Below are 26,390 nucleotides of genomic sequence, written 5' to 3' on the forward strand. Positions count from 1 at the left end.
GTGCGTCATGATCCTCCAGACAGATACGATCAGCCTGACCCTTCAGGGCAATAGACTTCTCAATGATATTGCACTCGAGGTGCGTCCCGGCGAAGTCCTCGGCCTGATCGGCCCTAACGGTGCGGGCAAGAGTACGCTCCTGCGCGTTATGGCCGGACTGCTTCGCCCCGATACGGGCTGTGTTTTTCTGGATGGACGGGACCTGTTCACCATGCCGCCCGAAGAGCGCGGTCGCCATCTGGCCTATCTCCCGCAGGAAGCCCCGGCCTCAATCGGAATGAGCGTGCGGGACGTCGTGGCCCTCGGTCGTCTGCCCCATCGCCGTACGGCTTCAGCGCAACAGGACGCCGCCGCCGTGCGACAGGCGCTCGACGCGGTCGGGATGAGCGCCTTCGCCGACCGTTCTTCCGCCAGTCTGTCAGGCGGCGAACGCGCTCGCATTCTGCTCGCGCGTGCGCTTGCCGTTCAGGCTCCTGTGATGCTGGCGGACGAACCCGTCGCGGCCCTTGATCCCGCGCAGGCCCTGACTGTTATGAACCTTTTTGGCCAGTACGCCGCACAGGGCCAGGCCGTCGCTGTGGTTCTGCACGATCTGGCGCTCGCGGCCCGCTTCTGTACTCGCATTGCGGTCCTTTCGGAGGGACGTCTTGTCGGTATTGGGACGCCCGCCGAAGTGCTGACGGATGCTTTGTTTGCCGAAGTTTATGGTGTGGCAGTGCGACGCTGCGGTGAGGTCGCCGTGCCCTGGTCGCTGGTTGCGAGCACGCGACGACCATAACGCCGGGCCAGCAGCGTACAGGTGAAGAGCTGGATCTGGTGGTAGATCATCAGGGGCAGCACGATAATGCCGACCGACGCCGCCGGAAAAATGACGCTCGCCATAGGCACGCCTGACGCTAGTGATTTTTTCGAGCCACAGAACTGGAGCGCGATCTTGTTTTCCGTCGTCTGTTCCAGACCGTCGCCCATCAGATGGGACAGCACAAGAACCAGCGCTAGCATGAGACTGTCGAGTAGCGCGACTTCCAGTAGATGCGCGCCCGAAACCCGGTGCCAGATCCCTTCGACCACGGCCGAACTGAACGCCGTATAGACCACCACGATGATGGACCCACGATCGGTGAATGAGATCAGGATTTTGTGCCTGCGTACGATCGGCCCGACCCATTTTTGTAGGATCTGCCCCAGCGCAAATGGCAACAGCAACTCCTTGCTTACGTCGAGAATGGACTCCAGCGGCGAATGTCCCGCGCCCACATGCCCGAGCACTAGTCCCGTCAGTAGCGGTGTGAGCGCGATACCTGCGATGTTGGAAACCGTTGCCGCGCAGATCGCCGCCGGAACATTGCCCTTCGCGATGGAGGTCAGCGCGATGGAAGACTGCACGGTGGATGGCAGGCAGCACAGGAACAGAATGCCCGACCATAGATCCTCACCGAACAGGGCATCCGGAAAGACGCTTCGGAACAGCAGATGCAGTCCGATCCCCAGTAGCGGAAACAGCGCGAAGGTGCAGAGCAGCACGCTGCCCTGAAGTTTCCAGTCCTTCACGCTGTCCACGATGGCATGACGTTCGAGCTTTGCGCCCTGAAAGAAGAACATGAACGTGATGAGGATCGTCACAACATGCTGGAGGATATGCTCCATCTGCCCACGGCAGGGCAGAAAAGAGGCCAGTGCAATGGCGGCGATAAGAGACAGGAGAAAGGGGTCGAGACGCTTCATGCCGCACTATGTCCGGATCATTCGTGGACATGCAACGGTTCTGGAGGTCACATCCTGTTTGTTGCTAGGCGACGGAGAAGAGTCTGTGAAGCTGAAACCTTTTACCTGCGCTCAGCAATGGGGCGGGAGGTAGGTCAGATAGGTCGCTTCCGAAAATAATCCCATTTCGGCGCGCCGCCGGTCCAGTGTCTTTGGATCTTCTCCGCCCGCATCAAGCGAATAGGGCGCATAGTGATGGTTTTGGCACGAGAGCTGGGAGCCATAATGCTGTTTGCCTGTTGTCGCCAGCATGACCCGGTCTGTCAGAAGCGCAAAATCGGGTTTGTTGAATTCGCCTGCGCGCGCATATGGCGTAAGCTGACGCAGGGCTTTGGCCTGAAAAGCTGGGTCGTCATCCGCATGCTGCACCATAAGCCAGATCATTTTTGCGGTTCTTGGTCCCGTCTTTATGACTGCTGACCATCCCTTTGTTTCCAGCAAATGCCGCACCCAGTGACTGTTGTCCCAGTCTACATTCTCTATGCTCTGTTCAGTACGGTTCTTCAGCATCCTGAGCGTATCGGCATCAACTCCGGACAAATTGTCTAACGTTCCCATTCCAGGGGGCCCCCGCCAGGCCTGATCGGGAATAACGCGTGCTGTGGCCTCTTCTTCGAGTGTGTTCTCTTCTGCCCCGTGAATGGCATTGACTGAAGCCGTGATCCCGGCCTCGTAAGTCTGGAAATAGGGAATGCTGCGGGACAATGCTGTCCGGAATGCCTCCCAATTCGCAAAACCTTCCCGCGCAGAGGTGACGTCAAGGATCTGCGAACACAGCCGGTCCTGATAACCGCGATCTTTCGGGACGGATGCGATAATTCCGAGCTTTTTCAGCTCCGTGTCCTGCACGAGTGCCGCATCTTGCATGCAGGTCTTGCCGTAAGCTTCAATGGCCTTCCAGTCTGCCGCCTGCTGCGCTGTCGCGCCCGGAAAAGCACCACGGGCAAACCTGTAATCGCCGGGATTGAAACTGCCGTCATGAATAAAGGGCGCCAGAACGGCTGGTGGTGCAGGAGCCGCGGACGCTGTCGAAAACGCGCCCAGACCGGTCAGCAGAAAGATCATACGAAAACGGGCCATCATGACGACATCCTGTAAGGAAATATTTCGTCATGATGATCCGCATCAGAGGGTCAGATCAAGACCGTAACGGTCTCAGTCCCCTGTGATCTTGCTCTTGAGGTTATGAAGACTGGTCGAAACCTGCTTCTGCCATTCGTTCATGCGCTCGTGCCATTCATTGGAATGCTGCTGAACAAGAACGCGCTCGGCTTCTGCTGCCGCTGCGGCCTGTGCTTTCTGCTGGGCAAGAACTTCGCGTTCGACTGCCTCGATCGGGCGCCGCAGCACAAGGGAAGCGCCGAGAGAGGCCGCCACCTGGTCCACGACCTGCGGGACATATTCTTGTACTGTGGCGATGACCGCTGTCGTCCCTGCGGGAATAACGGATGCGATCTGCGCCAGAAGGCTGCTGCGGATTGCTGCGTCTTCGACCGACAGGCTCTCTCCCACCAGAGCGCCCATGGAGGCTCCGAGCAGGACGCCCAGCGGACCCAGCAACAGCCCTACAACCGATCCCAGCAGGGTACCGTTCAGAACCTGCTCTCCGGAAGAATTCTGTGCCCAGTTGTCGTGAATGACGAGCGTACCGTCCGGATTGCGTTCGACAATGGCTTCGTTGACGACAACCAACTTCTGGTCTTCAGCCTGTTCGCGCAGTTCGGAAAAGGCCTGGAAAGCTTTGCTCTGCTCGGTGAAGGAGAGAACAAGAATATTGGTGTCCATGATCTGTCATGCTCCGCTCCCCCGCAAAGGATGGCTGGAAGAGGCGGGCATGCGGGGGCTGTCCACCCTGTGACCGAGGCCTTTCTGGAAGGCCTCGGCAGGAGGACACCAGATTACCTGCTCAGCGTAAAGGTCAGACCCTGTGCCCCTGCAGCCAGGCGCGCGCCCTGGGTTGCGGTTTCAATCTTGATGCGCACGCCATTGCTGTTGGTCAGGACGGCTCCGCCCAGTCCCTTGTCCAGAGTTGCTTCTCCGGCGAGTGCGCCATAGCTGCCGTCGAAATCATGCAGATGCTTGAGATTATAGACGGTGCCTTCGGCCTTGAGGGCCGAATATCCAACGGCTGCGATGTTCGCGCCTGTTACCTTGAAATGGTAAGTCTGATGCCCGTAGGTCAGGGTTCCGTCACCCCAGGTATAGCCGATGCCGACATCGGCCGACCGTGCAGAAAGCGTGACGTGTCCAACTGGTGTTCCAAGAGTATCGGCGGCATGTACGGTGGGGGCGGCAGCCAGTCCCGTTCCGAACAGGAGTGCTGCGAGAGCGATACCACGGCGGTTGATACTGATGGACATTGTCTGGAACCTTTCATGCGTCTGAAGAACTGTGTCGTCCTGAGGACACCCGGCTGCGAGCCGGCATGGAGATCTGAACGTGTCAGAAGCTCTCCAGATGCATGAAAAGTGAGTGTTCCTTATTCCTGCATTGATTGCGGACCCTTTATTTCGTCAGCTGATTGAGCGCTTCCAAGCGCTCAAAGGCGAGCTTCTGCGCCTCCTGCAGCAGGACACGGGGGTCATTGAGTGCCGATTCCAGTTCGTGACTGTGAGTGTCGGCTTCCTGAAGCTTGTCCAGCCGCTCGGCCTCCGGAGCCTCCTCCCCGGGAGCGCTCTTCGGGCTCTGGTCGGATGGAGCGTTGTCGGTTGTTGCCGCTGGACTGAGAAAGTCTTCATAGGCCCAGGGAAGTAGCGGTTCGATCTGGGAACGATAATTTTCGAAACTATGCGCTGGAAAAGAAAAATAATGCAGTGTGAGTCCGAGCAGCAGATCTGCGCAGTCGAGTGATGAAATTTCTTCATTGTATTCGATCCAGATCAGGGAGTCTCCGGTCGCCACAAATTCCCGATCATCCTTGAGGATGGCATATTCCATACCTTCGGCGTCGATCTTGATGAGATCGAAGGGGCCGTTCTGCTTTCGCAGTTCAGTCAGGGGGAGTGTGGCTTTTACCGGAACATCATCTGGGACATTCGCCGTTGCTTCGTCATAAACGAAGGATGTGGATCCGAGATTTTCCTCCTGACCATAATGGCCATGCACCTCGTAACCCGAAGGGGCGACAATCGCATTGATAACAGAGGTTGTCGGGCATTGGGCAGCGAGGGAGATGTTCGCATTCAGAAAAGGAATGAGCTCGGGATTACCTTCCACGGCACACAGGCTCGTTAGCCGGCGCAGGGAGGCGACTCCCAGACCGAACGTTCCGATGAATGCCCCAATATCAAGAACCCTTGCGCCTTCTTTAAGAAGAGACGCACAGAACTTGACTTCGTTAAAAGCCCATTCACCACAATAATCAAGAAAACGTCCGATTAGATCATGCTTTAGGCTCAGGCCCCATTGATTTGATTGTAGAAATCGGATTCATGCCCTGCATTCCGGGGCGAAGATCCCGCGGAAAACCAGTCAAATACGACAAATGAAAATATAAACGCCGCAATCGCATCGAGATCATGTTCGGAAGGCTCAAGGACTGGCGGAGGGTAGCAATCCGCTACGACAGATGCCCCACCGTCATCTTCTGCCTATGAGTCCTGAGCTTAGGAGTAATCCAACGTCTTTGATTGTTCTGCTATTCATGCAGACCATAGATCATTTCAGCGCATGGCAGACAAAAAGACCAGAAGCACACGGCGAAACCGTGTTCTGTTGCGAAAAGCGCAGATCGCGCCAGAGATGCCGACGCGTTTTTAATTATTTTCGTGATTTATGGTTAATAATGGTGCCCAAGGGCGGAATCGAACCACCGACACTGCGATTTTCAGTCGCATGCTCTACCAACTGAGCTACTTGGGCACCGAAGCCACAGGGCGGACCCTGCTGCGGAATGGGGTTTAGCGGATGATTGAGGTGGGATCAACCCTCTCCGTCGTGATATTCGTTCTGCTCTTCGTCATTATCCTGCCGGAAGGACGGAACCCGGTATGATCCATTGAACCAACGGCCCAGATCCACGTCTGCACAGTGTCGGGAGCAGAACGGGCGGAACTGGGGATCTGTGGGGCGGTGGCAGATCGGACAGGTGGACTCGCTCATGACAGGCTCCAGCTTGCGGGTGGGGCATTGGGATCAAGGATAAGGTCCAGCGGCCGGGCGCGGCGGGACGTGAAATCAGCAAGCGCCTCGGGGTCACTTTCCAGTGCTTTGATAAGGCCGATCGAAGTTGTCAGCGTCTGGCCTGGGCGCTCTTCGCGCAGGATCGTCCGCAGGAGGGACAGAGCCAGACCTTGTGGGGAAGACAGAAGTTCATGCAAAGGAGGGCGACGGCGAGGGCGCGTCAGTTCCAGCAGGCCCGACGGTGTTGCGCCGAGAACATCTGGCTTGAGCGGATCGTCTGACAGGGCTTCGCGCAGGAATGCGACCAGCGCGGGGCGTTTGCGCGTCTTTACACCTGCCGGATCTACCAGAATCGTGCCTGAGAGGTTCCGCAGGCGGATCTGCCGCGCCAGTTCGGGAAAGGCCGCTACATTCCCCTTGAAGTCAGGAGTGCCAGTGCTGTCGAGGTCGACAGCGACAAGGGCGGGGGTCGGAAAAAAACTGGCGGTCAGCAGGCCCAGATCGGCATCGGAACTGCCAAGACTGTCGAAATCGGCCTCAAGCGCGCCATCGAATGCCTGCTGGCAACGCTGGAGGCGCGGACGCAGCCGGACAGGGAGTTTTGCGGCAATGCCCGGATCATCCACGAAAATCGGAGCCTCCGGATAGCGGTCCGCAAGTTCGTCGAGCGGGGTCGGGCCGCGTTCCAGGAGTTTTGGAGCGGAGGGGGCTTCGGTGGGCATGTCCGCCCGACGCAGGCGCAGACCCTTGTTGTTCTGGGCTGCGCGACTGACGCGCGCTGCGGTCAGAGCCCCTTCGATCAGGGTTTCACGTGTGGAGAGAAAGCCGCTCTGGCCGTCTTCGAGCAGGACGAACGCGCCACCCAGAGCGGAAGCGGCTTTCTGGACGCGGACAACATGCCAGTCTTCCAGACCATCCGGGCTGCCGGGGCGCCAGATCGCGGCATCCAGGAGCGTGTCATGATCTGTGACGGCAATCCGCACTTCACCTGGAGAACAGGCTGCGCGGATTTCGGTCATGCGATCCAGCCACCTGAGGGCTTGCCAACCGGCTGACCGCGCAGGAGCTGCGCGGTTTCAAACAGGGGTAGCCCTACAACGGCGGAGTAACTGCCGCCGATTTGGCGGATATGAGCAGCGGCGGCGCCCTGAATGGCATAACCGCCTGCCTTGCCCTTCCAGTCCCCCTGCGCGATCAGAGCGTCGATCTGAGCATCCGTCAGGCGATGGAAAATGACGGAGGTTTCCACCAACCGCTCGCAGGAATTGCCCTGCGGCCAGCTCGCGCTCGGGCGCAGGACAACAGCGGTCAGAACCTTGTGCCGACGGCCCGATAGCAGCTTCAGGCACGCGCGGGCTGTCTTTTCGTCTTCGACTTTCGGCAGGATGCGCCGACCGACCGACACCACGGTATCCGCGCCGAGGACCAATGCGGCGTCCGTGCGCTGCGCGGCCACATGCTCCGCCTTCTGGCGGGCGAGGCGCTGCGCGAGCGGGCGCGGCAATTCGCCGGGGCGCGGTTCTTCGTCGATATCGGCGCTGACGATGGCGTCAGGCACGATGCCGATCTGTTCCAGCAGGCTCAGGCGGCGCGGGGAGGCAGAGGCCAGAACGAGCTTCGGACGGTCCAAAAGGCCGGATGACCCTTCTGCGGAAGACGGGGATGCGGTCATGCGGCGGACTGTCTTACTTGAAGCGGAACGTGATCCGTCCCTTGGACAGGTCGTAGGGCGTCATTTCGACATTGACACGGTCACCGGCCAGAACGCGGATACGGTTCTTGCGCATCTTGCCGCTCGTATGGGCGAGGATGGTGTGCTCGTTGTCGAGCGTGACGCGGAACATGGCGTTAGGGAGCAGTTCCATGACGGTGCCGGTAAACTCGATCAGGTCTTCTTTTGACATGTGAATCCTTGCTTCAGGGACAGGGTAATGATCTGCACGTGGCAGTGGCCCCGGTGCGGAGCCAGAAAATCCAGCCCGCTATGTGCGGACTGTCAGCCCAAAGGTCAAGCATGGCCGGTCCCTGTCCGGGGATTCTTGCGGTTTTTTGGCACTCTGGCGTCGTGCCGCCCTCTCAGACAGCACGATAGGGTCCGTTCAGGACGTCTTGGCAGCAGCAGCCCGGGCGGCCATTTTTTCCTCTTCGGTCCAGACGCGGCGCTCGCGCACCTTCTGCGGCTTGACCTGCTTGACCGGACCACCGCCGAGGACGGGCGGACGCATGGTGGAGTTCCGGGCCTTTTCGCAGTGCCATTCATGGCTGTCATGAACGTCCAGAGTCCGGCCGATCTCACGCTCCACGGCATGGAGCCAGGCGCGCTGTTCGGCATCGCAGAGCGTGATGGCAAACCCGCTGCGGCCTGCACGGCCCGTGCGTCCGATCCGGTGCACATAGCTTTCCGGCAGGCTCGGCAGATCATGGTTGATGACATGCGTGACCGTATCGACGTCAATACCGCGCGCCGCGATGTCGGTCGCCACCAGAACCTGAACGTCGCCGTCGCGGAACGCATTCAGCGCCCGCTCGCGCTGACCCTGCGACCGGTTGCCGTGTAGCGCTTCCGCCGTGATACCGGACTCCGTCAGGAAGGTGCAGACCTCGTTGGCGATGTTCTTTTGCAATGTGAAGACGACGGCCTGACCGATCCCCGGCGTCTGAAGCTGGGACAGGAGGGCCGCTTTCTTGTTGGACGCATCGAGGAACATGACAGACTGCGCGATCCGGTCCACCGTGGTCGAAGGTGGTGCGATCTCGACCTTTGCCGGGTCGCGCAGGAGGCTCTCGACGAGGGCTGTAATGGATTTCGGCATGGTTGCGGAAAACAGCACTGTGTGACGGTCTGCTGGGAGTGTTGCGACAATGCGTTCGATCGGCTTGGCAAAGCCCATGTCCAGCATCTGGTCGGCTTCGTCCAGCACCAGCGTTTCAAGCTGCGACAGATCGCACAGGCCCTGCTCGATCAGGTCCAGCAGGCGGCCCGGTGCGGCCACAATGATGTCCATGCCCTCTTCAAGAGCCTTGACCTGGTGGACCTGACTGACGCCACCGAAAATCGTAGTGACACGCACGGGCTGGTGACGGCTGAAGCTCTCGAACCCGTCCGCAATCTGCGAAACCAGCTCGCGTGTGGGCGCCAGAACCAGAATGCGCGCGCCGTTTTTAGGGGCTGGGCGCGGGGTTTCGGCAAGCCGGTGCAGCAGGGGGAGTGCGAAAGAGGCCGTCTTGCCCGTGCCGGTTTGGGCCAGACCGAGCAGATCGCGGCCTTCCAGCAGAAACGGAATGGACTGGGCCTGAATGGGTGTGGGCTTGACGTAGCCTGCGTCGTCCAGAGCGCGAAGGATTGTGGGCGTAAGGCCGAGATCGGCAAAAGTCGTAGCGGAAGTCGGGGACATTATAAAGCGGCGCCTCCGGCGCTGAGTAAAGCTGCGCCTGATGGGGCTTCGCGGATTCAGAAAGCGGGCTTGTACGAATGATGCTTTCCGGCGTCAACGCGGCGGAAACATGTGCTGACTCAGCCCGTCAGGACAGTTTGGAAAGATCGCGCATGGCGACGACCAGATTCATGTGCGACGCCAGAAGTCTCTGCGGCAGGGAGGGAAGATAGATCCGGATGGCCTCAAGTCGTTTTGACTCCGGAAGGGCCGCAAATGGCGTGCGTGATCCCGGACCGTCACTTCCTGCGTCATAGCTTTTTGCAATCGCGGCAAGCAGCGCCGCGGGGACGGAGGCCAGAAGCGCTTTCTGTGCCGGATTTAGAAGACGGTCCCGTAGAGGGCCGGAGAGCGTGCGCTCCTCGGCTATTTTCGGAGCCTCATAGGGTTTGAGCTGGCTCAGAGGGAACTCGATCTCCACGCCATTGGCCTGCTCGATATAGCCAGTGGTGCCGTCGATATCGACCAGCCTGCCGTCATGCGTGCCCTTGAGGTCCGAAACACGGTCACCGATCGACAGGCGGGCCATTAATTTTTCTCCAGCCGGGCCGACAGGCTGAGGGCATGGGCGTCCAGTCCTTCGGCGGTCGCCAGTGCCACCCCGGCCGGGCCGATCCGGCGCAGGCCGGCTGCATCGGTTTCGATGGTGGTGGTGCGTTTGATGAAGTCGAACACCGACAGGCCGGAGGCGAACCGCGCCGTGCGGCTGGTCGGCAGAACGTGGTTCGGACCGCCGACATAATCGCCCACGGCTTCGGGGCAGTTGCGGCCCATGAAGATCGCACCCGCATGGCGGACCATCGCCGAGAAGTCGCGCGGGGCGTCGAGCATGACTTCCAGATGCTCGGGTGCCAGTGCGTTGACGATCTCGGCGGCTTCCTCAAGCGAGCGTACGACAATGACCGCGCCATGATCGTCCCAGCTTTTCGTGGCGATGGCAGTGCGGGGAAGGGTTTCCAGCTCTTTGCGGACGGCCTCGGCGGCACGTTCGGCAAAGGCGGCATCCGTCGTCACGAGAATGGCCTGAGCCTGTTCGTCATGCTCGGCCTGAGCGAGCAGATCAAGTGCGACAAGGCGCGGATCATTCTGTCCGTCGGCCACGACCACGACTTCGGATGGCCCGGCGATGCTGTCGATACCGACATGTCCGAAGACCTGCCGCTTGGCTTCCGCAACATATGCATTGCCCGGCCCGACGATGCGGTCCACCGGGGCGATTAGGTTCGTGCCGAATGCCATGGCGCCCACGGCCTGCGCGCCGCCAATTCGGTAGATCTCCGTAACGCCGCAAAGCTGTGCGGCTGCGAGAACCACCGGGTTCAGCACGCCGTCCGGGGCCGGAACACACATGGCCAGCCGCTTCACGCCCGCCACGCGGGCGGGCAGGGCGTTCATCAGCACGGAGGACGGATAGGCCGCCTTGCCACCCGGAACATAAAGCCCGACAGCATCCAGCGGCGTCCAGCGCATGCCAAGTCGAATGCCGTCTTCGTCCGTGAAGTCCAGATCCTTGGGCATCTGGGCGGCATGAAACGTCTCGATCCGGCGGGCGGCGGTTTGGAGGGCGTCCATCAGGTCCGCCGGGACGCGCGCGGCTTCGGACGCGATTTCTTCTGCGCTGATGCGCAGCCTGTCAGCGGGCAGGGTCAGACGATCGAACCGGGCGGTGTAGTCGCACAGGGCGTCGTCGCCCCGGCTGCGGACGTCTGCGAGGATCGCACGGACCGGTTCGGCCACGCTGCGTTCGTCGCTTCCACGCGCGGCGAGCAGCGTGGTGAAGTCTGTGGAAAAACTGGCTGCGGATGTATCGAGGCGTTTCATCAGACCGCACCCTCCGTGGCAAGGGCTGTGCGGAAACGCTCGATCAGGGCGCTGATTTCTTCAGGCCGGGTCTTGAGCGCGACGCGGTTGACGATCAGGCGGCTCGTGACATGGGCGATGGTTTCGGTTTCCATCAGGCCATTGGCACGCAGCGTGGATCCGGTATCGACCAGATCGACGATGACGCTTGCCAGATCCAGCGTCGGCGCGAGTTCCATCGCCCCATTCAGATGCACGATCTCGGCGTTGATGGCGCGGGAGGCGAAGTGGCGGCGGGCAATGGTCGGATACTTCGTGGCAACCCGCAGGCGGGACTGACCTGTTGCGGGGTCTTCGATCATGGTTTTGGGGCGCGCGACACAGATGCGGCAGCCCCCGATGCCCAGATCGAGCGGGGCATAGATGTCCGGATAGTCGAATTCCATCAGGACATCCGCGCCGCAGACGCCGATATCGGCGCCGCCATAGGCCACGAAGGTTGCGACATCGAAGGAACGGACCCGCACGACATCCAGATTCGGATCGGAGGTGCCAAAGCGCAGGCGGCGGCTGCTTTCGGTCAGGCAGTCCGGATCGGGTTCGATGCCCGTGCGCGTCAGAACCGGAGCCAGCGCCTTGAGGATGCGGCCTTTCGGAAGGGCAAGGATCAGCGGCGTATGATGATGCGCAGTCGTGTCCGTTCCGTTCCGGGTCATGATCGGGGGGTCGGTCTGGAGCGCTGTCATGCGACGTCTGGTCCTTGGCTGTCCGCAGTCACTGGGAACGGCAGCGCATATCACGAAGCCGAGGGTTTCCCAAGCTTTGCGCGGTTTCAAACGGCCCTAATGAGCCTTTGACGCCGAATCTTCTTGACGGATGTTCCGAAAACGGATCACTCTTGTATGCATGTCTGCTGACATAGAAACATATCTCTTCCCCACGCCGCTTTCGGATGCCAGCGCCCTGCCGCTGCGTGTTCAGATCCGCGAGCGCGTGCTGGCCGCCATCGGTGCGGGGTTGCTGAAGCCCGACGACCGCCTGCCGACCATGCGCGCGCTTGCCGTTCACTTGAGGGTAGATCTCAACACTGTTCAGCGGGCCTATGCGGAACTTGAACGGCTGGGCGCGATTCGGACGCTGCGGGCCCGGGGCAGTTTCGTCAGTGACACGCCGCCACACCCGGACGGTGCGCTCAAAGCCGCGGAAGCACGGGCGCTCGCGGCCTCCACCATCGCCCGCAGTCAGGCTGCGGGTCTTGATCCCGAAGCGGTCGTTATGGCCATGCGCGATCTTCTCAGTCTGCCTCTCCTCCCATCCGAGCCCGAGAGCGGCTCTGCCAAAGGCTGATGTCCATGCCGGATTTCCCCGTCCCTCCTTCCATGTCGCTGGTGCCATCCATGAAGCGGAAACTGCCTCTCAACACGATTTCTGCCTCCATTGTGGCGGCGTTACTTCTGCTCTCGGCCGGACTGACGGCCATGACACGGCAGCCCGGTTGGGTTATTGGCGGTGTTGTGCTCGCGGTGCTCGTGCATATGTCGCTTAAGATGTGCAATTCCTGGCAGCGTGTTCTCGTGCTGCGAGCGGGAAAGATTCAGGGTCTGCGTGGGCCGGGCCTGTTCCTGATCGTGCCTTTTCTCGATCAGATTGACGCCGTTGTGGACCAGCGCATCCGGACGGTGCCCGTGCATACGCGTCAGACCCTGACGCGCGATACGACGCCGGTGGATGTGGACGCGGTCGTGTTCTGGATGGTGCATGATCCGCTGCGGGCCATCACGGAACTGGACAACTACGAGGGTTCGGTCTCGATGGTTGCGCTCACGACGCTGCGCGAGGTTGTCGGTAGTTCGGATCTGGCGACGCTGCTGGAAGACCGCCGCCGCATTGACGGCGAACTGCGTGATCTCATCGAAAGCAAGACGCGGGAATGGGGCGTTACGGTTCAGGCCGTCGAAATCCGCGACGTGCAGCTCCCCGACAGCCTTCAGGACGCCATGAGCCGTCAGGCGCAGGCTGAGCGTGAGCGTTCTGCCCGCGTCACGCTGGCTTCGGCAGAGCGCGAAGTGGCGCATGAACTGGCGCAGGCCGCCAAGACTTACGAGGCTGCGCCGATCGCGCTCCAGATCCTTCAGATCAACCGTATTTTTGAAATGAACAAGAACCGCGGCACCACCATTCTGATGCCGACGACTATGGCGGATGCCATGACATCCGCAACGGCCTTCGCCGCCGCGATGCAAACCGTCCAGCCGGAGCCGGGTGCTCCAGCTGCGACCGGTGAGGTCAGCGGCTGAAGCTGGCGACCATGTCCAGCAGGTTGCGCTGCCGCCGCGTGGCAAGCCGCGCAGCTGTTAGCACGGAGCGAGCCTGAGAGATGGCGGTATCGAGGTCAGAATTGATGATCGTGTGATCGAATTCGGACCAGTGTGAAATCTCGTTCAGCGCCGCCTGCATGCGCTTGGCGATTTCTTCCGGATGGTCCGAAGCGCGCTTGTTCAGGCGGCGTTCCAGTTCTTCCAGCGACGGCGGCAGAACGAACAGGCTCACCACATCGTCCGGCAGGGCCGCGCGCAGAAGGCGGTGTCCCTGCCAGTCGATGTCGAACACCATGTCATGTCCGGCATCCAGCGCTTCCTCAACCGGCGCGCGTGGCGTGCCGTAGCCCCGACCGAAGACTTCCGCCCATTCCAGAAGCTCGCCCTCCGCAGCCATGCGGCGGAATTCTGCGATATCCCGGAAATGGTAATGCACACCCTCGACTTCGCCCGGGCGGGGCCCGCGTGTCGTGACCGAGACGGAATGGCGCAGGGTCGGCTCTGAAGCGCGCAGGGCATTGGCAATGGTGGACTTGCCTGCACCAGACGGGGCCGAGATCACCAGACAGACGCCACGGCGGGACAGTTGAGGCATGGGATCTCCTTGCGGTTCGGACTGTTGTTTTCCAGACGGGACGGAACTGTCCTTCGGGATTGTTCTTATGGACATATCCCTTGGGGGTGTTTCTGTCGAAGCGTCTAGCGTGAAAATGGTTCTTCTGACCAGTGATCCGAAACTCTGCAAGATTTGTGTTGCCGCTCTGTTTTGCGTCGTGAGATGGAAAGTCATGCAAGCATTTCAATGTCAGCGACCGGGTTCATGAATAACGACGAGCACCGTCACGGAGTCGCTCTGACAACCCAGGGTTCTCCGGATCAGCCTTCCCTGCAGGACCGTGAAGCGCTGAACGCGCGCGAGCCCCGGCACTGGGCCCAGACCCGGATCAGCGACCCGACACTTGAAAACAAAAGCAATGTCTTCTTTGCCGCGGTCGAGATGACACGGATGCCCATGATTCTGGCAGATCCGAGGCTTCCTGACTGTCCGATCGCGTTCGCCAACAACGCCTTCCTCGACCTGACGGGATATGAGTCCGGCGAGGTTGTCGGAAGGAACTGCCGCTTTCTCCAGGGGAGCGGTACCGATCCCAATGATGTCCGGCAGTTGCGGGAGGCGATAGCGGAATGCAAACCCGTCGCTCTCGAAATCCTCAACTACCGACGCAACGGGACCCCTTTCTGGAACGCGATTTTCATGGGCCCTGTCTTCGACGAAGACGGTGAACTGATCTATTTCTTCGCCAGCCAGCTTGATGTCTCAAAGCGGCGTGAGAGTGAAATGGCCCTGCGTCAGGGTCAGAAAATGGAAGCGATCGGGCAGCTTACGGCGGGGCTGGCCCATGATTTTAATAACCTCCTTCAGATCCTGAACAACAGTCTGGAAAGGATGAAGGAAAAACGGCTCGACCATCAGGCGTTCGAGCGACAGCACATGATCGCACAGCAGGCGGCGGAACGCGGCGCCAGGCTGACGCGGCAGCTTTTGTCCTTTGCCCGACGCACCCGTCTTGATCCGGTGGAAATCAATCTGAGTTCCTTGATCAATTCCTTTCGGGAACTGATCGAAATGTCAGTCGGAAACCAGATCGAACTGTATCTGAATCTCCGTCTACGCCTGCCCGATGTGAAGCTTGATACGAATTACTTCGAAATGGCGCTTCTGAACGTCATTGCCAATGCCCGGGACGCATCGATGCCGGGCAATGCGATTACGATCAAGACGGAACTTCTGCATCTGAACGGCAATGCGGAGGCGCGTCGTCTCAAGCCTGGCGATTATGTTGTCGTGACGGTATCGGACGAGGGGCAGGGCATGCTTCCCCATATCGTCATGCGTGCGACCGAACCGTTCTTCACCACAAAGCCGTCCGGACAGGGCACAGGGCTGGGTTTAGCTATGGTGCAGGGTTTCGTCCAACAGTCGGGCGGACGCCTTGAGGTCGAGAGCGAGTATCAGCGCGGCACCAGCATTCACATGATCTTTCCGGTACACGCGCCCCGGGATCCGATTGAAACTGGCACGAAAAATACGGGATATAAGGCCCATTTTGTGGAGGAAGGAGAACATTCTCCCCATATTCTGGTGGTCGAGGACAATTCCGATATTGCCCAGTATGCGTCGGACTCCCTCACGGAGATCGGCTATCAGGTCACGATCGCGCAGAATGGAACGGAGGCGCTGGAAGTCTTCGAAAGGGCTCTTGCTGCGAAGAAGCCTTTCCGTGCCGTCTTTTCGGACGTCATCATGCCGGGGGGCCTCAATGGCCTGGTTCTGGCGGATAAAATCAGTCGGCTTCATCCGCAGACCCCCGTCATTCTCACGACCGGCTATAATGATGAAATGTCGTTGAACGGACCTGAGAACAACAATTTCGAAGTTCTGGGAAAACCCTATCAGCGTTCCGAACTGATCGACCGGATTCAGGCCGCCCTGAAAAACGGCTCACGCAGCGGGGATGGCCGGCAGACCTCCGACTTCGGACATGTGGAAGAATAGTCGGCCCTGTTCCTCCCGTTCTCTTCAGTGCGTTGACGGACGTGTCGTTCGCGGGCGGAGCATGAACAGGACAATACATCCGACGAAAACGGCGTAATAGAGTTCCGACACGACTGTTTCCGTCATGAGGTCCGGCATGAGGAAGGCGGCGGCGAGAATCATGGCATTGCCGATCACGCATCCCACAACCCAGCCGGGGGTCAGTCGTCCCAGAATATGGGTGGCAAGACTGTCACGGGCGAAACCAGCGGCCTTTTCGCGCCGCCGCCGTGCATCCACCCAGAGGCGGTTGCCTGTATAGAACAGGGCAGCCCCCGCAAAACCCAGAACGACATAGCCCCACCGGATGGCGTTGCCTCCAAAGCTGCCGAAATGCAGCGCGAAGAAAACGGTCAGGATCGCGAAACCGGTTTTCTGGTGACCGGGGAGATAGTCTGCAGACAGGATTTTGCCGGTTCGCGGATCCATGGTTGTAAAACCTGCAACGGGGCCACGGGTACTGTACCGGCTGTCGTGACCCGTAACCCTCAGCGTCATGTCACCGCGCCCGTTATGACTGTAGAATAGTGTATCCGCCACAAACCCCGGTGCCTGCGTTTCGAGAGTGGCAAGGAGGTCGGTTGGGGCCAGAAGTGCGCTTTCGTCATGGCTGATGGCGGGGTGTGGTCCGGGATGTCCGTCTGCGATCTCGTGCATCGGACCCGGCGTCCCTGCGTGCATTGATCCGGGCATCGATCCGTCTACCGATGCGTGGCGGGCAGACGGTGAGGCGAAAAGACGGCTCTGCACGGCGAAAATGGGGTCATGAAACGCAAAGACGACCGAGGTTACCGCCATGACGATGTGAAAAGGCAGCGAGAAAAAGCCAAGCAGATTGTGAATGTCCAGCCAGAACTTGCGGGGGCCGTCTATCCTGCGGAAGGCAAAGAGGTTGCGGGCCAGCGTGGGGAGGAACACCAGCGTTCCGGAAATCAGGGCAAGTCCGTAAAGCAGTGCCACGACGCCCATAACCGGGCGGCTGATCGCAGGCGGTAGCGGCAGGCCCACCTTCTGATGGAGGGTATCGATGAAGGATGCAACCGGCGAGACCTGGGGCTGACGGACCACCAGCGCACCATCGGAGCCCAGCGTTGCGACATTCAGGACACTGGCACCGTGCCCCGGTGGATGGGAGCGCCAGGCCACACGGCCGGGCAGGCTCCGGTCGGGGGAGAGGACGACCGTGTAGCTCCGCCGGGCCTGCGGATAGGCCTTGAAGACCTGCTCCAGAAGAGCAGGCGTTTGTGACAGCGGGGTCGGCGGGGGCAGGTCGAGCGCCGGTGTGGTCAGGTTCTGGAGCGGGCGTTCGAACATGCTGATCGCACCGGCAAAAAATGCCACGAATAGCAGCAGCCCGGCGCAGATCCCGACCCAGCTATGGACCTCTCGATAGACGCGAAGGATATCGGGGCGGATTTTCATGACAGAATCGTTCGCAGCAGCAGAAAAAATCCCCAGAGAAGGACGCATCCCCCGCCGAGAACGGCCCAGGCCTGACGGGCCGAGGCGAACAGGAAACATGTTCCAAGAACCAGCAGCCACAGCGTCGCTGTCAGCCACATCAGCGCCTGTGCGGACAGTGTTCTGGGGTCGCCGGTCGTGCCACTCAGCAGTCCAAGAAGGCCCATGATGGCAAAAGCCAGTCCGCAGCCCGGAAAGACTGCCGCAAGCACTTTGGGCAACCACTGCCGGTTGTTGAGGCCGTGGCGGCGTGCTGTCTGCCGGGTGTTACTCATGATCGTGCTGATCGCGGCAGAAGGGAGCAATCAGTGGCAGCAGGGACCAGATGATCATGAGGAGGATCATGATCATCAGACATGCTGTGCACGCACTCGCCGCCGCCATGAGTACGGCGCCCCCCGCGATGATCAGCCCGGTGCCGACCAGCATCGGAAGCGGACCGCGCAGTGCGTGACGCAGAAGGATCTGGTTCGACGAGCAGGCATAGAGGAGGATGGCTCCCCCCGCGACAAGCAGGGTCGACAGCCCGTAAAATAGCGTTTCGCTCACCAGCGGTATTCCAGTCGGGCGGTGAGATTTCTGCCCTGCCCGTAATAGCAGGCGGCCACTGCCGTACAGGTTGCGACGAAGCGCTTGTTGGCGACGTTGCGCATGTTAAGCGAGAGCATCAGGCCCTTATAGGCGGGATGGGCATCGCCGATATCGTAGCGGAGGAAGGTATCGAATAGCGTGTAGTCGGGGATGGCCAGTTTGTTGGCCGTATCGCCGTAGCTTGTGCCAGTGTAGCGCACGCCGCCCCCGACCCCCAGACCGCGGAGGGCGCCGTAGCGGATGCGCTGATCGATGAAGAGCGAGGCCATCCATTTTGGCGCCTGCGGCAGGTAGTTGCCGATCTGCCCTGCCGTGTTGGACTGCCGGATGCGGGCGTCGCTGCGCGTTCCGGTGAAGATCACGGCCATGTCCCACGGAAGGGTGGCGCGTCCTTCGAGTTCGAGACCGCGGACGCGACCCTTGCCTGTCTGGATCAGGCAGGTTGCGGTGCCACAGGTTTCGCCGTCGGGGTCGGGGGTCGTCATGTTCTTCTGGGTGATCTGATAACCACCGAACGTGACATAGATGCTCTTGCCGTACTGGTAGCGGATGCCGGCTTCGTACTGGTCGCCGGTGGTCGGCTTGAAGGGCAGGCCGTTCTTGGCCGTGGATGGATCGGAGACGGTCGGCTGGAAGGACTGGGCATAGCTGAAATACGGTGCCAGTCCGTTATCGAACAGATAGACACCGCCCGCGCGCCAGGTGAAGGCCTGCGAGGGAGTGATGTATCGTTTGTGGGTCAGGATATTGTAGGTGTTGTCATTGGCCCAGTCCTGACGACCGCCGATCGTAACGCGCAGGCGCTCGAACTTGAGCTGATCCTGAAAATAGATTCCGTTCTGGCGGCTGACCGTGGACGTATAAACCTGCGGGGACAGGTTGCTTTCGTAACCCGCGCTGCCGCGGCTGACAGGATCGAAGATGTTTAGGAGTGGCTTGACCAGTGCCGAGCTGACGAGGTCGCGGTCGTGGTTCCAGTCCGTATAGAAATAGTCTGTCCCGGCAAGGAGGAGGTGACGTACGGGTCCGGTGCGGACATGGCCTTCGACCTGTGTGTCCATGGCGACGCCCTGTGACCGCCCCCGGCCTTCCACGGCGCGGCGGTTGACCGTCTCTCCCGCCACGCATCCCGCAATAGTGCTGGCGCATTTCGCAAGCGTATCGCCCGAGAGGACCGTGGAGCGGTAGAGCGTGTCGAGATAGGTATAGCGGACGTTGTTCCGAACCGTCAGGAAACGGTTGAAGCGATGTTCCAGGAACGATCCGAAAAGGGCCTGATTGCGGTCGAATGTGTTCCAGTCGGGTTCGCCGATATTGGCATCATTGGCGATGTAACGGCCTTTGGATGCGTAAAGCGTGCCTGTTGCGGGCAGGAACTGGAACGTCGAGCCGCCGACATCGCGCTGGTATTGCGCAAGCAGTGTCCATGTCGAATGGGGGGCAAATTTCCATGTCAGACTGGGCGAGACATAATAGCGGCCTGCCGTGACATCATTGACCTGCGTACCGCCGTATTTGGCCAAGGCTACCATGCGCCCCATAACCGTTCCACTGTGGTTCAGCTTTCCTGACACATCGCCAGAAGCCTGTCCCTGCCAGTTTTCCAGATCTGTATAGCCACTGCTCTGAAGGAAGAATTCGCCTTCACTTTTCTCGGTCGGACGTTTTGTCACGAGATTGACGACGCCGCCGGGGGCCGTCTGCCCGTAAAGTGCGCCTGAGGGGCCTTTCAGAACATCGATCTGTTGTAGAGCGAACGGATCGAAAGACGTGCGCGTCCACTGTCCACCAGCGGGAAGACGCAGACCATCGACGAAGTTGTTGTTGGACGAGAAACCGCCAGCGCCGAACCCACGAACTGAAACTTCGTCGACACGGTTGTCGATGCCCTGAGGCTCCGCCTGTACACCGGCCGTATAGGCGAGGGCGTCCGCAATGGTGGGAGATGAGCGCAGCTCGATCTCTTCACGGCTGACGATGGAAATCGTCTGCGGCGATTCAATAATGGGCGTCCGTGTTTTGGTTGAGGCACCTGCCTGCGACAGTCCCGTTGCCGTCACGGTGATGATTTCCGCCGGGGTTGCCGCATCTGTGCTGCGCGGTTTCGTAACCTGCGTCGTGGCCGGTTTGGCTGTCTGTTTTTTCTGCGGATCGAGGGACGACGCAGAGGCGATCTGCGTGCTTAGGGCAAGGCAGGAGGCCGTGCCGCAGATGATCCGGGGAAAACTCATGGAGTGCTCTCATTAAATGAAAATTTATTCTCCTATTTCGATAATGAGAATCATTGTCAACTAGATTCTGGAAAGCCGGATGCCCCGAAAGACGTGGAAATCTCGTGTGAAGGTCAGGGGTCCGACTGGAGCTGTGCGACGATGGCGCTGCTGATCGTGCGTCTTGTAGGGCCACCGAGGACATGTCCCAGTGGAGCCAGCACTTCAATATGGTCGCAGACGATCTTGAAGACGGCTAGCATTGGCACTGACAAAAACGCGCCAGAAATGCCCCACATCCAGTCCCAGAACAGCAGCGATCCCATGACGAAAACGGGATTGAGCGTAAAGCGCCGGGCCAGCAGCATGGGCGTGATGGTTTCGCCTTCCAACACATGGATCAGCAGATAGATCGATGGCGGCAGGAGTGCGTAAAGCAGGGATGGGAAGCTGAACAGACCGACCACGAAATAGACCACGACACCCGTCAGTGGTCCGATGATGGGAATGTAGTTCAGCAGGAACGCCAGCACGCCCCACAGAAGCGGGTTGGGCATGCCGGTCGCCCAGCACTGGATCATGTTTACCAGCCCGACACCCAGATTCATCATCGTGATCGTCACGAGATAGAGCGACACGTTCTGCTCGATCTGTGTCGCCATTTCCACGAGGCGGCGCTTCTTGGCGTAGGTTGGCATGATTTCGACGCAGCGGCGTAGTAGCGTGTCGCCTTCCGTCATGAGGAAGAACAGCATCAGCAGCATCGAGAAAAAACCGCCAGCCAGTTCCCGCGTCCCTGCTAGGACGGAGGACCCAAGCCGTGACAGCGCGGTCTCTCCCCCAATCGTTCCCGCTACACCATGACTGGCATGGGTCGCTCCCGAATGACCGCTGAACATGGCTGACAGGCGCATGTAATCCCGCTGCATGACGTCGATCGGGCCGCTCAGGACCGCCAGCTTGCTCTGGAGTGCCGGCAGAGTTTGCGGTGCCCGCGTGATCCATCCGGCTGCGGGCACCGAGATGGTTGTGGCAATCCCTCCTACGACTCCGAACATCATGACAATTAAAAGCAGACCCGCCAGATGCCGGGGCAGCCGCAGCCGCTGCGTCAGGAATCGCATGGGGGTGATCATCAGCAGGTTCAGAACCAGCGCGAAGACAAACGGCAGAAGGATGGGCGCTGTGAAATACAGCGAGTAGAACACTGCAAGAATCGTCAGGATCAGGACACACATGTCCCGGATATTGAGATGGTCGCGCAGCAGGTTGCGATCGAGCGTCGGATCCGGAAAATCATCATCGGGAAGTAGTTTTTCGCCGTTTTCTTCGGGTGACGCTGTCCGGGGAGGGCAGGCAGTGTCGGCGGAAGAGTCAATGGGACGACCGGACATGTTTTCTGCCTGAAACGGAAGACGGAGCGCGCGGATCAAACGAGGCGCAACAGGACACAGTTGCGTGTTCTGCCCAAAAACCCCCTTGAACTCCAGTGCCATCCGGTCACTAAATCATGAGGCGCGCCTGTGAATGCAAATGGATCATTGCCTGTTGCACTCGCCGGTTGTCGGAAACCAAGGAGAAGAAACATGGCCTGGAACACGCCGAAAGTTACCGAAATCCCGCTGGGCGCAGAAATTAACTCGTATGTCTGCGGCGAGAAGAAATAAGCCACTTTCCCGAGGCTTCGTCCTTGAGGAATAAGGCACGGCCGCTCCCCCTGGAGCGGCCGTTTTCATTCATGGGTGCCACAGGGCGCCCCAGTCAGACGGTTTGTGAAAAATGATTGATGTCATCGTGCTCGGCGCGGCGGCAGGGGGTGGATTCCCGCAATGGAACTCCGCAGCGCCCGGCTGTGTGGCGGCCCGCACGCGACAGGGCGCCAAAGCCCGGACCCAGGCCTCCATTGCCGTCAGCGCCGATGGAAAACGTTGGTTCATTCTCAACGCCTCTCCCGACCTGCGCCAGCAGATTATCGAAACACCTGCCCTCCATCATCAGGACAGCCTGCGAGGCACGCCCATTCAGGGCGTCGTGCTGACATGTGGGGAAATCGACGCCATTACGGGGCTTCTCACGCTGCGCGAGCGTGAACCCTTCACGTTGATGGGAAGTGCGTCCACCCTTCACCAGCTTGCAGAGAATCCGATTTTCGGTGCGATTGATCCGGACATCGTGCCGCGCATTCCCCTGATCCTCGACGAGCCCACATCCCTGATGAACAAGGACGGTATTCCCTCCGGTCTTCTGCTCACGGCGTTTGCCGTGCCGGGCAAGGCTCCTCTTTATGCGGAGGCATCGGGGTCAAAGCCGGATGAAACGCTCGGCCTTTCCATCACCGACGGAAAGAAAACGATGCTGTTCATCCCCGGCTGCGCCCATATCACGCCTTCGATTGTGGAGCGTGTGGCAAAAGCCGATCTGGTTTTCTTCGACGGAACGCTGTGGCGGGACGATGAAATGATTCGCGCCGGGCTGAGCCCCAAAAGCGGGCAGCGGATGGGGCATGTGTCGGTCAATGATGCGTGTGGCCCCGTAGAATCTTTCACGACATGCGAAAAACCCTGTAAGGTGTTGATTCATATCAACAACTCGAATCCAATTTTGTTCGAAGACAGTCCCGAACGCAAAAGCGTCGAACGCGCCGGCTGGATGGTTGCGGAAGACGGCATGACTTTCAGACTGGATACACCATGACGCTCCTTACTCCTGATCAGCTTGAAGCAGCGCTTCGCCAGATCGGTGCCGAGCGGTACCACAACCGGCATCCGTTTCATCGCAAACTGCATGACGGCAAGCTCGACAGGGCACAGGTTCAGGCCTGGGCGCTGAACCGCTATTATTATCAGGCGCGCATTCCCGCCAAGGATGCAACATTGCTGGCCCGCCTGCCTACGGCCGAGCTGCGCCGTGAATGGCGTCGCAGGATCGAGGATCACGACGGCACGGAACCGGGAACGGGTGGTGTCGCGCGTTGGCTGATGCTGACGGATGGTTTGGGGTTGGGTCGCGACTATGTGGAGAGTCTCGACGGCCTGCTTCCGGCCACACGCTTCTCGGTTGATGCCTATGTGAACTTCGTACGGGATCAATCGATTCTCGCCGCTATTGCGTCCTCCCTGACGGAACTGTTCTCGCCAACGATCATCAGTGAACGTGTTTCGGGCATGTTGCGACATTACGATTTCGTGTCGGAAGAAACGCTGGCGTATTTCACGCCGCGTTTGACGCAGGCTCCCCGGGATTCCGATTTCGCCCTTGCCTATGTACGCGAAAACGCCCGCACGCCCGAGCAGCAGAAAGAGGTTCTGGGAGCGCTCGAGTTCAAGTGTTCCGTGCTGTGGACCATGCTGGATGCGCTCGACTACGCTTATGTGGACGGCCATATCCCGCCGGGCGCCTTCGTTCCATGACAGTAGCCCCTCCAGGTATCGCGGAGGAGACAGTGCTCTCCTTCGCCCGTGGCCACCGGCTCCAGCATGATCGCGTGCGGGACCTATGGATTGTGCAGGCCCCCGAAAAAGCATTTGTGATTGAGGGCTCCGCGCCGCATATTCTGCGGCAGCTGGATGGGAAACGCAGCGTCGGCGATATCATTCAGCAGCTTACAAACGAGTTTTCCGCCCCGCGTGAGGTCATTGCGAAGGATGTCCTCGCGCTTCTTTCTGAACTGACAGAAAAGAACGTCCTGCATATATGACACTTCCTTCGCCGCCGATGAGCCTTCTGGCTGAATTGACGCATCGATGCCCGCTTTCCTGCCCCTATTGTTCCAATCCGCTTGAACTTGAACGAAAGACGGCAGAACTCGATACTGCCGGCTGGCGTTCCGTACTGGAACAGGCGGCGGATCTGGGAGTTCTTCAGGTTCATTTTTCCGGCGGTGAACCCATGAGTCGGCCTGATCTGGTCGAACTGGTCTCCGTTGCGCAGAAACTGAATCTCTATTCGAACCTCATTACGTCCGGTGTACTCTTGGATGAGCCACAGCTTGAGGCACTAGACAAAGCAGGGCTCGACCACATCCAGCTTTCCTTTCAGGATGTTACGGAAGACGGAGCCGAGCGTATCGGCGGCCTGAAAGGTGCGCAGGCACGAAAGATCCGGGCGGCGCGTCTCATTCGTGCCTCCGGAATTCCGATGACGCTTAATTTTGTTGTGCACAGGGAAAACGTAGCCCGGATCCCGCAGATGTTTGCGCTGGCCCGCGATCTGGGGGCCGCGAGAGTCGAGATCGCTCACACGCAGTATTATGGGTGGGGGCTGAAAAATCGTGGAGCCCTTTTGCCCAGCCGTGAACAGCTGGAAGCCTCAACGCGCGCTGTCGAAGAAGAACGTGCAAAAGGAGGTCTATCCATTGATTACGTCACACCGGATTATCACGCCGACCGTCCCAAGCCCTGCATGGGAGGCTGGGGCCAGCGTTTCGTGAACGTCACGCCGTCCGGGCGGGTGTTGCCGTGTCATGCGGCGGAAATCATTCCCGATGTCGATTTTCCGAATGTAAAGAATGCGACCCTGTCGGAAATCTGGAACGCCTCTCCCCTCTTCAACATGTTCCGCGGAACTGATTGGATGCCTGAGCCCTGCCGTTCCTGTGAGCGTAAGGAACGGGACTGGGGTGGATGCCGCTGTCAGGCTCTGGCTCTGACCGGAAAGGCCGAAAACACCGATCCGGTCTGTGAGCTGTCTCCATTCCACGGACAGGTAAAACAAGCCGTGGAAGAGAGTTCTTCGAAGGGAGAGGAGCTGGTCTACAGGCGTTACAGATAGGTGCCGTAGACATTCACTTTGCTGAGGTGAAGAAAGGACGTGCCATCCAGCACGATCCGGATATGCCGGGTGACGAGGTCTGTCTCGATCTGCAGGGGTTCACCGAATTCTCCGCCGATATATTCGGTGCTGGTTTTTTGATAGAATTCTTCCCAGTAGAGGCCATCGTCGGATTTGAGCAGCGAAAAACGACTCAGTCTGCGGGCATATTCCTCATTGTCGCAGCGATTGAAAATAATGATCTGCCGGACATGGGAGAGCTGCCGCAGTTCAAGGCTCCACCAAGGATTTTTCTCGAAACCGGTATGGAAGGCCGGGATCATTCGCAGTGGTTCGGAAATGGCCCGCTGGGCCTCCGCTTCCGTATTGATCCTTTCGAAAGAATATTCGCAGACGCTGCTCTGGGTGGCGCGTCCTTCCTCTGAAATCAGGGGAAGATCAGGAAGATCGATAAAAATATCGTACCGGAATGTCTGGTTCCCAATCCATTTCACAAAGGCTTTTGGATTGGGTTCAACAATATTACACAGAAGATTCGAGAATAATTTTTCTGAAAAATCCACTTTCATATTGTAAAAAGTATTCAGAACAATGTTTAGATAATTTATATCGTAGTCTTTTTTGAGGTGACGGGCAATATCGTGATGGGTTGTATTCAGGACTACGACTTCAAAATTTTCAGATTTGAAAAATTTTGCGTGAAGATTGTCTTCATAGGAACAGGAAGGATAAATCAGAACGGCTTTGGAGGCCGCACTTTCGGGAGCATAATCGCTGAAAGCGAAAGTGCCGATCGCTCCGTCTAAAGGAGAGAGTGGCCCATACCATTTGCAGAACGAGGGCAGGGCCGAATATTGCGGACTGAATGCCAGAATGCGGGTAATTTTTGAGCAGTACTTTGAAAAAAGCAGTGCACCGGATCCACCCAGGCTTTCCCCCATGGAATAAATATACTGGTATCTGCGACAGAAGGCATCAAGAAAACGAAACATCCTGACGGCATTGGGATTATTGTACCAGTCCAGATGCTTTGATCTTACGAAAACATAAGACGTATTGAATTTGCTGATCGTGTTTCGGAATTCCTCGACCGGCTGTGCTAACGCTAGGGCACCCGCGCTTGAGAAAACTACGGTGACATTATTGGTTTTTCGGTTCCAGTATGAAATTTCGTAGTTATCATCATCATGGATAATTTCGGACATGCACGGATCCCTTTTCAGAGGCCTCTCGAGACTGGACATATTGCTTAAACGAGATCTAGCGCTATCCGTAGAATGGTCAACAATCAAAATACATTGAAAAGCCGGCGTCGGGTGCCTAT

General features: G+C 59.1%; 28 protein-coding genes, 1 tRNA gene and 2 pseudogenes. 10 read left to right on the forward strand and 21 right to left on the reverse strand.

The features are described 5' to 3' along the window. Positions 1 to 70: 70 nt before the first annotated feature. Positions 71 to 778: pseudogene (locus GKA01_RS03775) on the forward strand (ABC transporter ATP-binding protein); the annotation flags it as partial. Here the strand turns inward: GKA01_RS03775 and GKA01_RS03780 are convergent. The 5 genes from GKA01_RS03780 to GKA01_RS03800 form a co-directional block, all read right to left on the reverse strand. Beyond that, positions 703 to 1,725: a bile acid:sodium symporter family protein gene (locus GKA01_RS03780; RefSeq protein WP_146859359.1), complete on the reverse strand. Its 1,023-nt coding sequence runs from the start codon at positions 1,723 to 1,725 to the stop codon at positions 703 to 705. The pseudogene GKA01_RS03775 and the gene GKA01_RS03780 sit on opposite strands and share 76 nt — an antisense overlap. A gap of 111 nt (positions 1,726 to 1,836) precedes the next feature. Then, on the reverse strand, positions 1,837 to 2,847 hold the full coding sequence (locus GKA01_RS03785; protein ID WP_146859361.1) for a DUF6624 domain-containing protein: 1,011 nt from the start codon (positions 2,845 to 2,847) through the stop codon (positions 1,837 to 1,839). Positions 2,848 to 2,919: 72 nt separating this feature from the next. Next, on the reverse strand, positions 2,920 to 3,549 hold the full coding sequence (locus GKA01_RS03790; protein WP_146859363.1) for a DUF1269 domain-containing protein: 630 nt from the start codon (positions 3,547 to 3,549) through the stop codon (positions 2,920 to 2,922). A 113-nt stretch (positions 3,550 to 3,662) separates the two neighbouring features. Then, positions 3,663 to 4,124, reverse strand: coding sequence for a hypothetical protein (locus tag GKA01_RS03795; protein ID WP_194265839.1), 462 nt, complete (start codon positions 4,122 to 4,124; stop codon positions 3,663 to 3,665). Positions 4,125 to 4,269: 145 nt separating this feature from the next. Beyond that, positions 4,270 to 5,193: an FkbM family methyltransferase gene (locus GKA01_RS03800; RefSeq protein ID WP_146859365.1), complete on the reverse strand. Its 924-nt coding sequence runs from the start codon at positions 5,191 to 5,193 to the stop codon at positions 4,270 to 4,272. Between GKA01_RS03800 and GKA01_RS13755 the strand changes: the two are divergent. Beyond that, a pseudogene (locus tag GKA01_RS13755) lies at positions 5,190 to 5,360 on the forward strand (IS5/IS1182 family transposase); the annotation flags it as partial. The gene GKA01_RS03800 and the pseudogene GKA01_RS13755 overlap by 4 nt on opposite strands. A 189-nt stretch (positions 5,361 to 5,549) precedes the next feature. Here GKA01_RS13755 and GKA01_RS03810 read toward each other — a convergent pair. The 9 genes from GKA01_RS03810 to hisG all read right to left on the reverse strand — a co-directional run bounded on the left by GKA01_RS03810 (position 5,550) and on the right by hisG (position 11,866). Continuing rightward, positions 5,550 to 5,625 (reverse strand) — tRNA-Phe (locus GKA01_RS03810). A gap of 60 nt (positions 5,626 to 5,685) precedes the next feature. Further along, positions 5,686 to 5,865: a DNA gyrase inhibitor YacG gene (locus GKA01_RS03815; protein WP_146859367.1), complete on the reverse strand. Its 180-nt coding sequence runs from the start codon at positions 5,863 to 5,865 to the stop codon at positions 5,686 to 5,688. Next, positions 5,862 to 6,905, reverse strand: a complete 1,044-nt coding sequence (locus GKA01_RS03820) for a ribonuclease E/G (RefSeq protein WP_146859369.1) — start codon at positions 6,903 to 6,905, stop codon at positions 5,862 to 5,864. Before GKA01_RS03820 ends, GKA01_RS03815 begins: the two co-directional genes overlap by 4 nt. Continuing rightward, the gene (locus tag GKA01_RS03825) at positions 6,902 to 7,558 is read right to left on the reverse strand and encodes a Maf family protein (protein ID WP_141353310.1); all 657 of its coding nucleotides are present in this window, start codon (positions 7,556 to 7,558) and stop codon (positions 6,902 to 6,904) included. Before GKA01_RS03825 ends, GKA01_RS03820 begins: the two co-directional genes overlap by 4 nt. Positions 7,559 to 7,571: 13 nt before the next feature. Then, complete coding sequence (gene infA / locus GKA01_RS03830; RefSeq protein WP_007282896.1) at positions 7,572 to 7,790, reverse strand: translation initiation factor IF-1; 219 nt, start codon at positions 7,788 to 7,790, stop codon at positions 7,572 to 7,574. A 195-nt stretch (positions 7,791 to 7,985) separates the two neighbouring features. Then, a complete protein-coding gene (locus tag GKA01_RS03835; RefSeq protein WP_146859372.1) occupies positions 7,986 to 9,281 on the reverse strand; it encodes a DEAD/DEAH box helicase in 1,296 nt (431 codons plus the stop codon). A 127-nt stretch (positions 9,282 to 9,408) separates the two neighbouring features. Continuing rightward, complete coding sequence (locus GKA01_RS03840) at positions 9,409 to 9,849, reverse strand: hypothetical protein (protein WP_146859374.1); 441 nt, start codon at positions 9,847 to 9,849, stop codon at positions 9,409 to 9,411. Then, positions 9,849 to 11,141, reverse strand: a complete 1,293-nt coding sequence (hisD, locus tag GKA01_RS03845) for a histidinol dehydrogenase (protein ID WP_146859376.1) — start codon at positions 11,139 to 11,141, stop codon at positions 9,849 to 9,851. Before hisD ends, GKA01_RS03840 begins: the two co-directional genes overlap by 1 nt. Further along, on the reverse strand, positions 11,141 to 11,866 hold the full coding sequence (hisG, locus tag GKA01_RS03850) for an ATP phosphoribosyltransferase (RefSeq protein ID WP_371859248.1): 726 nt from the start codon (positions 11,864 to 11,866) through the stop codon (positions 11,141 to 11,143). The genes hisD and hisG overlap by 1 nt, the downstream gene beginning before the upstream one ends. A 160-nt stretch (positions 11,867 to 12,026) precedes the next feature. Here hisG and GKA01_RS03855 point away from each other — a divergent pair, with 160 nt between their 5' ends. Both GKA01_RS03855 and GKA01_RS03860 read left to right on the forward strand, forming a co-directional pair. Then, a complete protein-coding gene (locus GKA01_RS03855; protein WP_146859378.1) occupies positions 12,027 to 12,467 on the forward strand; it encodes a GntR family transcriptional regulator in 441 nt (146 codons plus the stop codon). A gap of 5 nt (positions 12,468 to 12,472) precedes the next feature. Next, entirely contained in the window at positions 12,473 to 13,417 is a 945-nt protein-coding gene (locus tag GKA01_RS03860) for a slipin family protein (RefSeq protein WP_228119894.1), read from the forward strand. Here the strand turns inward: GKA01_RS03860 and gmk are convergent. After that, positions 13,407 to 14,033, reverse strand: coding sequence for a guanylate kinase (gmk, locus tag GKA01_RS03865; RefSeq protein ID WP_146859380.1), 627 nt, complete (start codon positions 14,031 to 14,033; stop codon positions 13,407 to 13,409). The genes GKA01_RS03860 and gmk overlap by 11 nt on opposite strands. A gap of 225 nt (positions 14,034 to 14,258) precedes the next feature. Here gmk and GKA01_RS03870 point away from each other — a divergent pair, with 225 nt between their 5' ends. Then, positions 14,259 to 15,995 (forward strand): PAS domain-containing protein, encoded by a 1,737-nt coding sequence (locus GKA01_RS03870; protein WP_146859382.1) that lies wholly within the window; start codon positions 14,259 to 14,261, stop codon positions 15,993 to 15,995. A gap of 24 nt (positions 15,996 to 16,019) precedes the next feature. Here GKA01_RS03870 and GKA01_RS03875 read toward each other — a convergent pair whose 3' ends face one another. The 5 genes from GKA01_RS03875 to GKA01_RS03895 form a co-directional block, all read right to left on the reverse strand. Further along, complete coding sequence (locus tag GKA01_RS03875) at positions 16,020 to 17,456, reverse strand: PepSY-associated TM helix domain-containing protein (protein ID WP_167506312.1); 1,437 nt, start codon at positions 17,454 to 17,456, stop codon at positions 16,020 to 16,022. After that, the gene (locus GKA01_RS03880; RefSeq protein ID WP_146859386.1) at positions 17,453 to 17,770 is read right to left on the reverse strand and encodes a hypothetical protein; all 318 of its coding nucleotides are present in this window, start codon (positions 17,768 to 17,770) and stop codon (positions 17,453 to 17,455) included. The genes GKA01_RS03875 and GKA01_RS03880 overlap by 4 nt, the downstream gene beginning before the upstream one ends. Then, entirely contained in the window at positions 17,763 to 18,044 is a 282-nt protein-coding gene (locus GKA01_RS03885) for a hypothetical protein (protein WP_146859388.1), read from the reverse strand. The genes GKA01_RS03880 and GKA01_RS03885 overlap by 8 nt, the downstream gene beginning before the upstream one ends. Next, entirely contained in the window at positions 18,041 to 20,317 is a 2,277-nt protein-coding gene (locus tag GKA01_RS03890) for a TonB-dependent siderophore receptor (RefSeq protein WP_146859390.1), read from the reverse strand. The genes GKA01_RS03885 and GKA01_RS03890 overlap by 4 nt, the downstream gene beginning before the upstream one ends. A 113-nt stretch (positions 20,318 to 20,430) precedes the next feature. Continuing rightward, positions 20,431 to 21,690, reverse strand: coding sequence for an AI-2E family transporter (locus GKA01_RS03895; protein ID WP_146859392.1), 1,260 nt, complete (start codon positions 21,688 to 21,690; stop codon positions 20,431 to 20,433). A gap of 192 nt (positions 21,691 to 21,882) precedes the next feature. Here GKA01_RS03895 and pqqA point away from each other — a divergent pair, with 192 nt between their 5' ends. The 5 genes from pqqA to pqqE all read left to right on the forward strand — a co-directional run bounded on the left by pqqA (position 21,883) and on the right by pqqE (position 25,066). Continuing rightward, the gene (pqqA, locus tag GKA01_RS03900; protein ID WP_010502998.1) at positions 21,883 to 21,963 is read left to right on the forward strand and encodes a pyrroloquinoline quinone precursor peptide PqqA; all 81 of its coding nucleotides are present in this window, start codon (positions 21,883 to 21,885) and stop codon (positions 21,961 to 21,963) included. 112 nt (positions 21,964 to 22,075) lie between these two features. Beyond that, the gene (gene pqqB / locus GKA01_RS03905) at positions 22,076 to 22,990 is read left to right on the forward strand and encodes a pyrroloquinoline quinone biosynthesis protein PqqB (RefSeq protein WP_146859394.1); all 915 of its coding nucleotides are present in this window, start codon (positions 22,076 to 22,078) and stop codon (positions 22,988 to 22,990) included. Further along, positions 22,987 to 23,706, forward strand: coding sequence for a pyrroloquinoline-quinone synthase PqqC (gene pqqC, locus GKA01_RS03910; protein WP_146859396.1), 720 nt, complete (start codon positions 22,987 to 22,989; stop codon positions 23,704 to 23,706). Before pqqB ends, pqqC begins: the two co-directional genes overlap by 4 nt. Next, positions 23,703 to 23,993, forward strand: a complete 291-nt coding sequence (pqqD, locus tag GKA01_RS03915; RefSeq protein WP_146859398.1) for a pyrroloquinoline quinone biosynthesis peptide chaperone PqqD — start codon at positions 23,703 to 23,705, stop codon at positions 23,991 to 23,993. Before pqqC ends, pqqD begins: the two co-directional genes overlap by 4 nt. Continuing rightward, a complete protein-coding gene (gene pqqE / locus GKA01_RS03920; protein ID WP_146859400.1) occupies positions 23,990 to 25,066 on the forward strand; it encodes a pyrroloquinoline quinone biosynthesis protein PqqE in 1,077 nt (358 codons plus the stop codon). Before pqqD ends, pqqE begins: the two co-directional genes overlap by 4 nt. Here pqqE and GKA01_RS03925 read toward each other — a convergent pair. After that, complete coding sequence (locus GKA01_RS03925) at positions 25,057 to 26,358, reverse strand: discoidin domain-containing protein (RefSeq protein ID WP_146859401.1); 1,302 nt, start codon at positions 26,356 to 26,358, stop codon at positions 25,057 to 25,059. The two genes, pqqE and GKA01_RS03925, sit on opposite strands and share 10 nt — an antisense overlap. Positions 26,359 to 26,390: the final 32 nt, after the last annotated feature.

It is taken from the genome of Gluconobacter kanchanaburiensis NBRC 103587 (genome assembly GCF_007988905.1).
In the GTDB taxonomy this organism is placed as follows: Bacteria; Pseudomonadota; Alphaproteobacteria; order Acetobacterales; family Acetobacteraceae; genus Gluconobacter; species Gluconobacter kanchanaburiensis.

Excerpts from the sequence above, each read along its gene's own strand:
- GKA01_RS03780 (WP_146859359.1), bottom strand. The coding sequence starts at position 1,725 with ATGAAGCGTCTCGACCCCTTTCTCCTGTCTCTTATCGCCGCCATTGCA.
- GKA01_RS03785 (WP_146859361.1), bottom strand. The coding sequence starts at position 2,847 with ATGATGGCCCGTTTTCGTATGATCTTTCTGCTGACCGGTCTGGGCGCG.
- GKA01_RS03790 (WP_146859363.1), bottom strand. The coding sequence starts at position 3,549 with ATGGACACCAATATTCTTGTTCTCTCCTTCACCGAGCAGAGCAAAGCT.
- GKA01_RS03795 (WP_194265839.1), bottom strand. The coding sequence starts at position 4,124 with ATGTCCATCAGTATCAACCGCCGTGGTATCGCTCTCGCAGCACTCCTG.
- GKA01_RS03815 (WP_146859367.1), bottom strand. The coding sequence starts at position 5,865 with ATGAGCGAGTCCACCTGTCCGATCTGCCACCGCCCCACAGATCCCCAG.
- GKA01_RS03820 (WP_146859369.1), bottom strand. The coding sequence starts at position 6,905 with ATGACCGAAATCCGCGCAGCCTGTTCTCCAGGTGAAGTGCGGATTGCC.
- GKA01_RS03825 (WP_141353310.1), bottom strand. The coding sequence starts at position 7,558 with ATGACCGCATCCCCGTCTTCCGCAGAAGGGTCATCCGGCCTTTTGGAC.
- infA (WP_007282896.1), bottom strand. The coding sequence starts at position 7,790 with ATGTCAAAAGAAGACCTGATCGAGTTTACCGGCACCGTCATGGAACTG.
- GKA01_RS03835 (WP_146859372.1), bottom strand. The coding sequence starts at position 9,281 with ATGTCCCCGACTTCCGCTACGACTTTTGCCGATCTCGGCCTTACGCCC.
- GKA01_RS03840 (WP_146859374.1), bottom strand. The coding sequence starts at position 9,849 with ATGGCCCGCCTGTCGATCGGTGACCGTGTTTCGGACCTCAAGGGCACG.
- hisD (WP_146859376.1), bottom strand. The coding sequence starts at position 11,141 with ATGAAACGCCTCGATACATCCGCAGCCAGTTTTTCCACAGACTTCACC.
- hisG (WP_371859248.1), bottom strand. The coding sequence starts at position 11,866 with ATGACAGCGCTCCAGACCGACCCCCCGATCATGACCCGGAACGGAACG.
- GKA01_RS03855 (WP_146859378.1), top strand. The coding sequence starts at position 12,027 with ATGTCTGCTGACATAGAAACATATCTCTTCCCCACGCCGCTTTCGGAT.
- GKA01_RS03860 (WP_228119894.1), top strand. The coding sequence starts at position 12,473 with ATGCCGGATTTCCCCGTCCCTCCTTCCATGTCGCTGGTGCCATCCATG.
- gmk (WP_146859380.1), bottom strand. The coding sequence starts at position 14,033 with ATGCCTCAACTGTCCCGCCGTGGCGTCTGTCTGGTGATCTCGGCCCCG.
- GKA01_RS03870 (WP_146859382.1), top strand. The coding sequence starts at position 14,259 with ATGAATAACGACGAGCACCGTCACGGAGTCGCTCTGACAACCCAGGGT.
- GKA01_RS03875 (WP_167506312.1), bottom strand. The coding sequence starts at position 17,456 with ATGAAAATCCGCCCCGATATCCTTCGCGTCTATCGAGAGGTCCATAGC.
- GKA01_RS03880 (WP_146859386.1), bottom strand. The coding sequence starts at position 17,770 with ATGAGTAACACCCGGCAGACAGCACGCCGCCACGGCCTCAACAACCGG.
- GKA01_RS03890 (WP_146859390.1), bottom strand. The coding sequence starts at position 20,317 with ATGAGTTTTCCCCGGATCATCTGCGGCACGGCCTCCTGCCTTGCCCTA.
- GKA01_RS03895 (WP_146859392.1), bottom strand. The coding sequence starts at position 21,690 with ATGTCCGGTCGTCCCATTGACTCTTCCGCCGACACTGCCTGCCCTCCC.
- pqqA (WP_010502998.1), top strand. The coding sequence starts at position 21,883 with ATGGCCTGGAACACGCCGAAAGTTACCGAAATCCCGCTGGGCGCAGAA.
- pqqB (WP_146859394.1), top strand. The coding sequence starts at position 22,076 with ATGATTGATGTCATCGTGCTCGGCGCGGCGGCAGGGGGTGGATTCCCG.
- pqqC (WP_146859396.1), top strand. The coding sequence starts at position 22,987 with ATGACGCTCCTTACTCCTGATCAGCTTGAAGCAGCGCTTCGCCAGATC.
- pqqD (WP_146859398.1), top strand. The coding sequence starts at position 23,703 with ATGACAGTAGCCCCTCCAGGTATCGCGGAGGAGACAGTGCTCTCCTTC.
- pqqE (WP_146859400.1), top strand. The coding sequence starts at position 23,990 with ATGACACTTCCTTCGCCGCCGATGAGCCTTCTGGCTGAATTGACGCAT.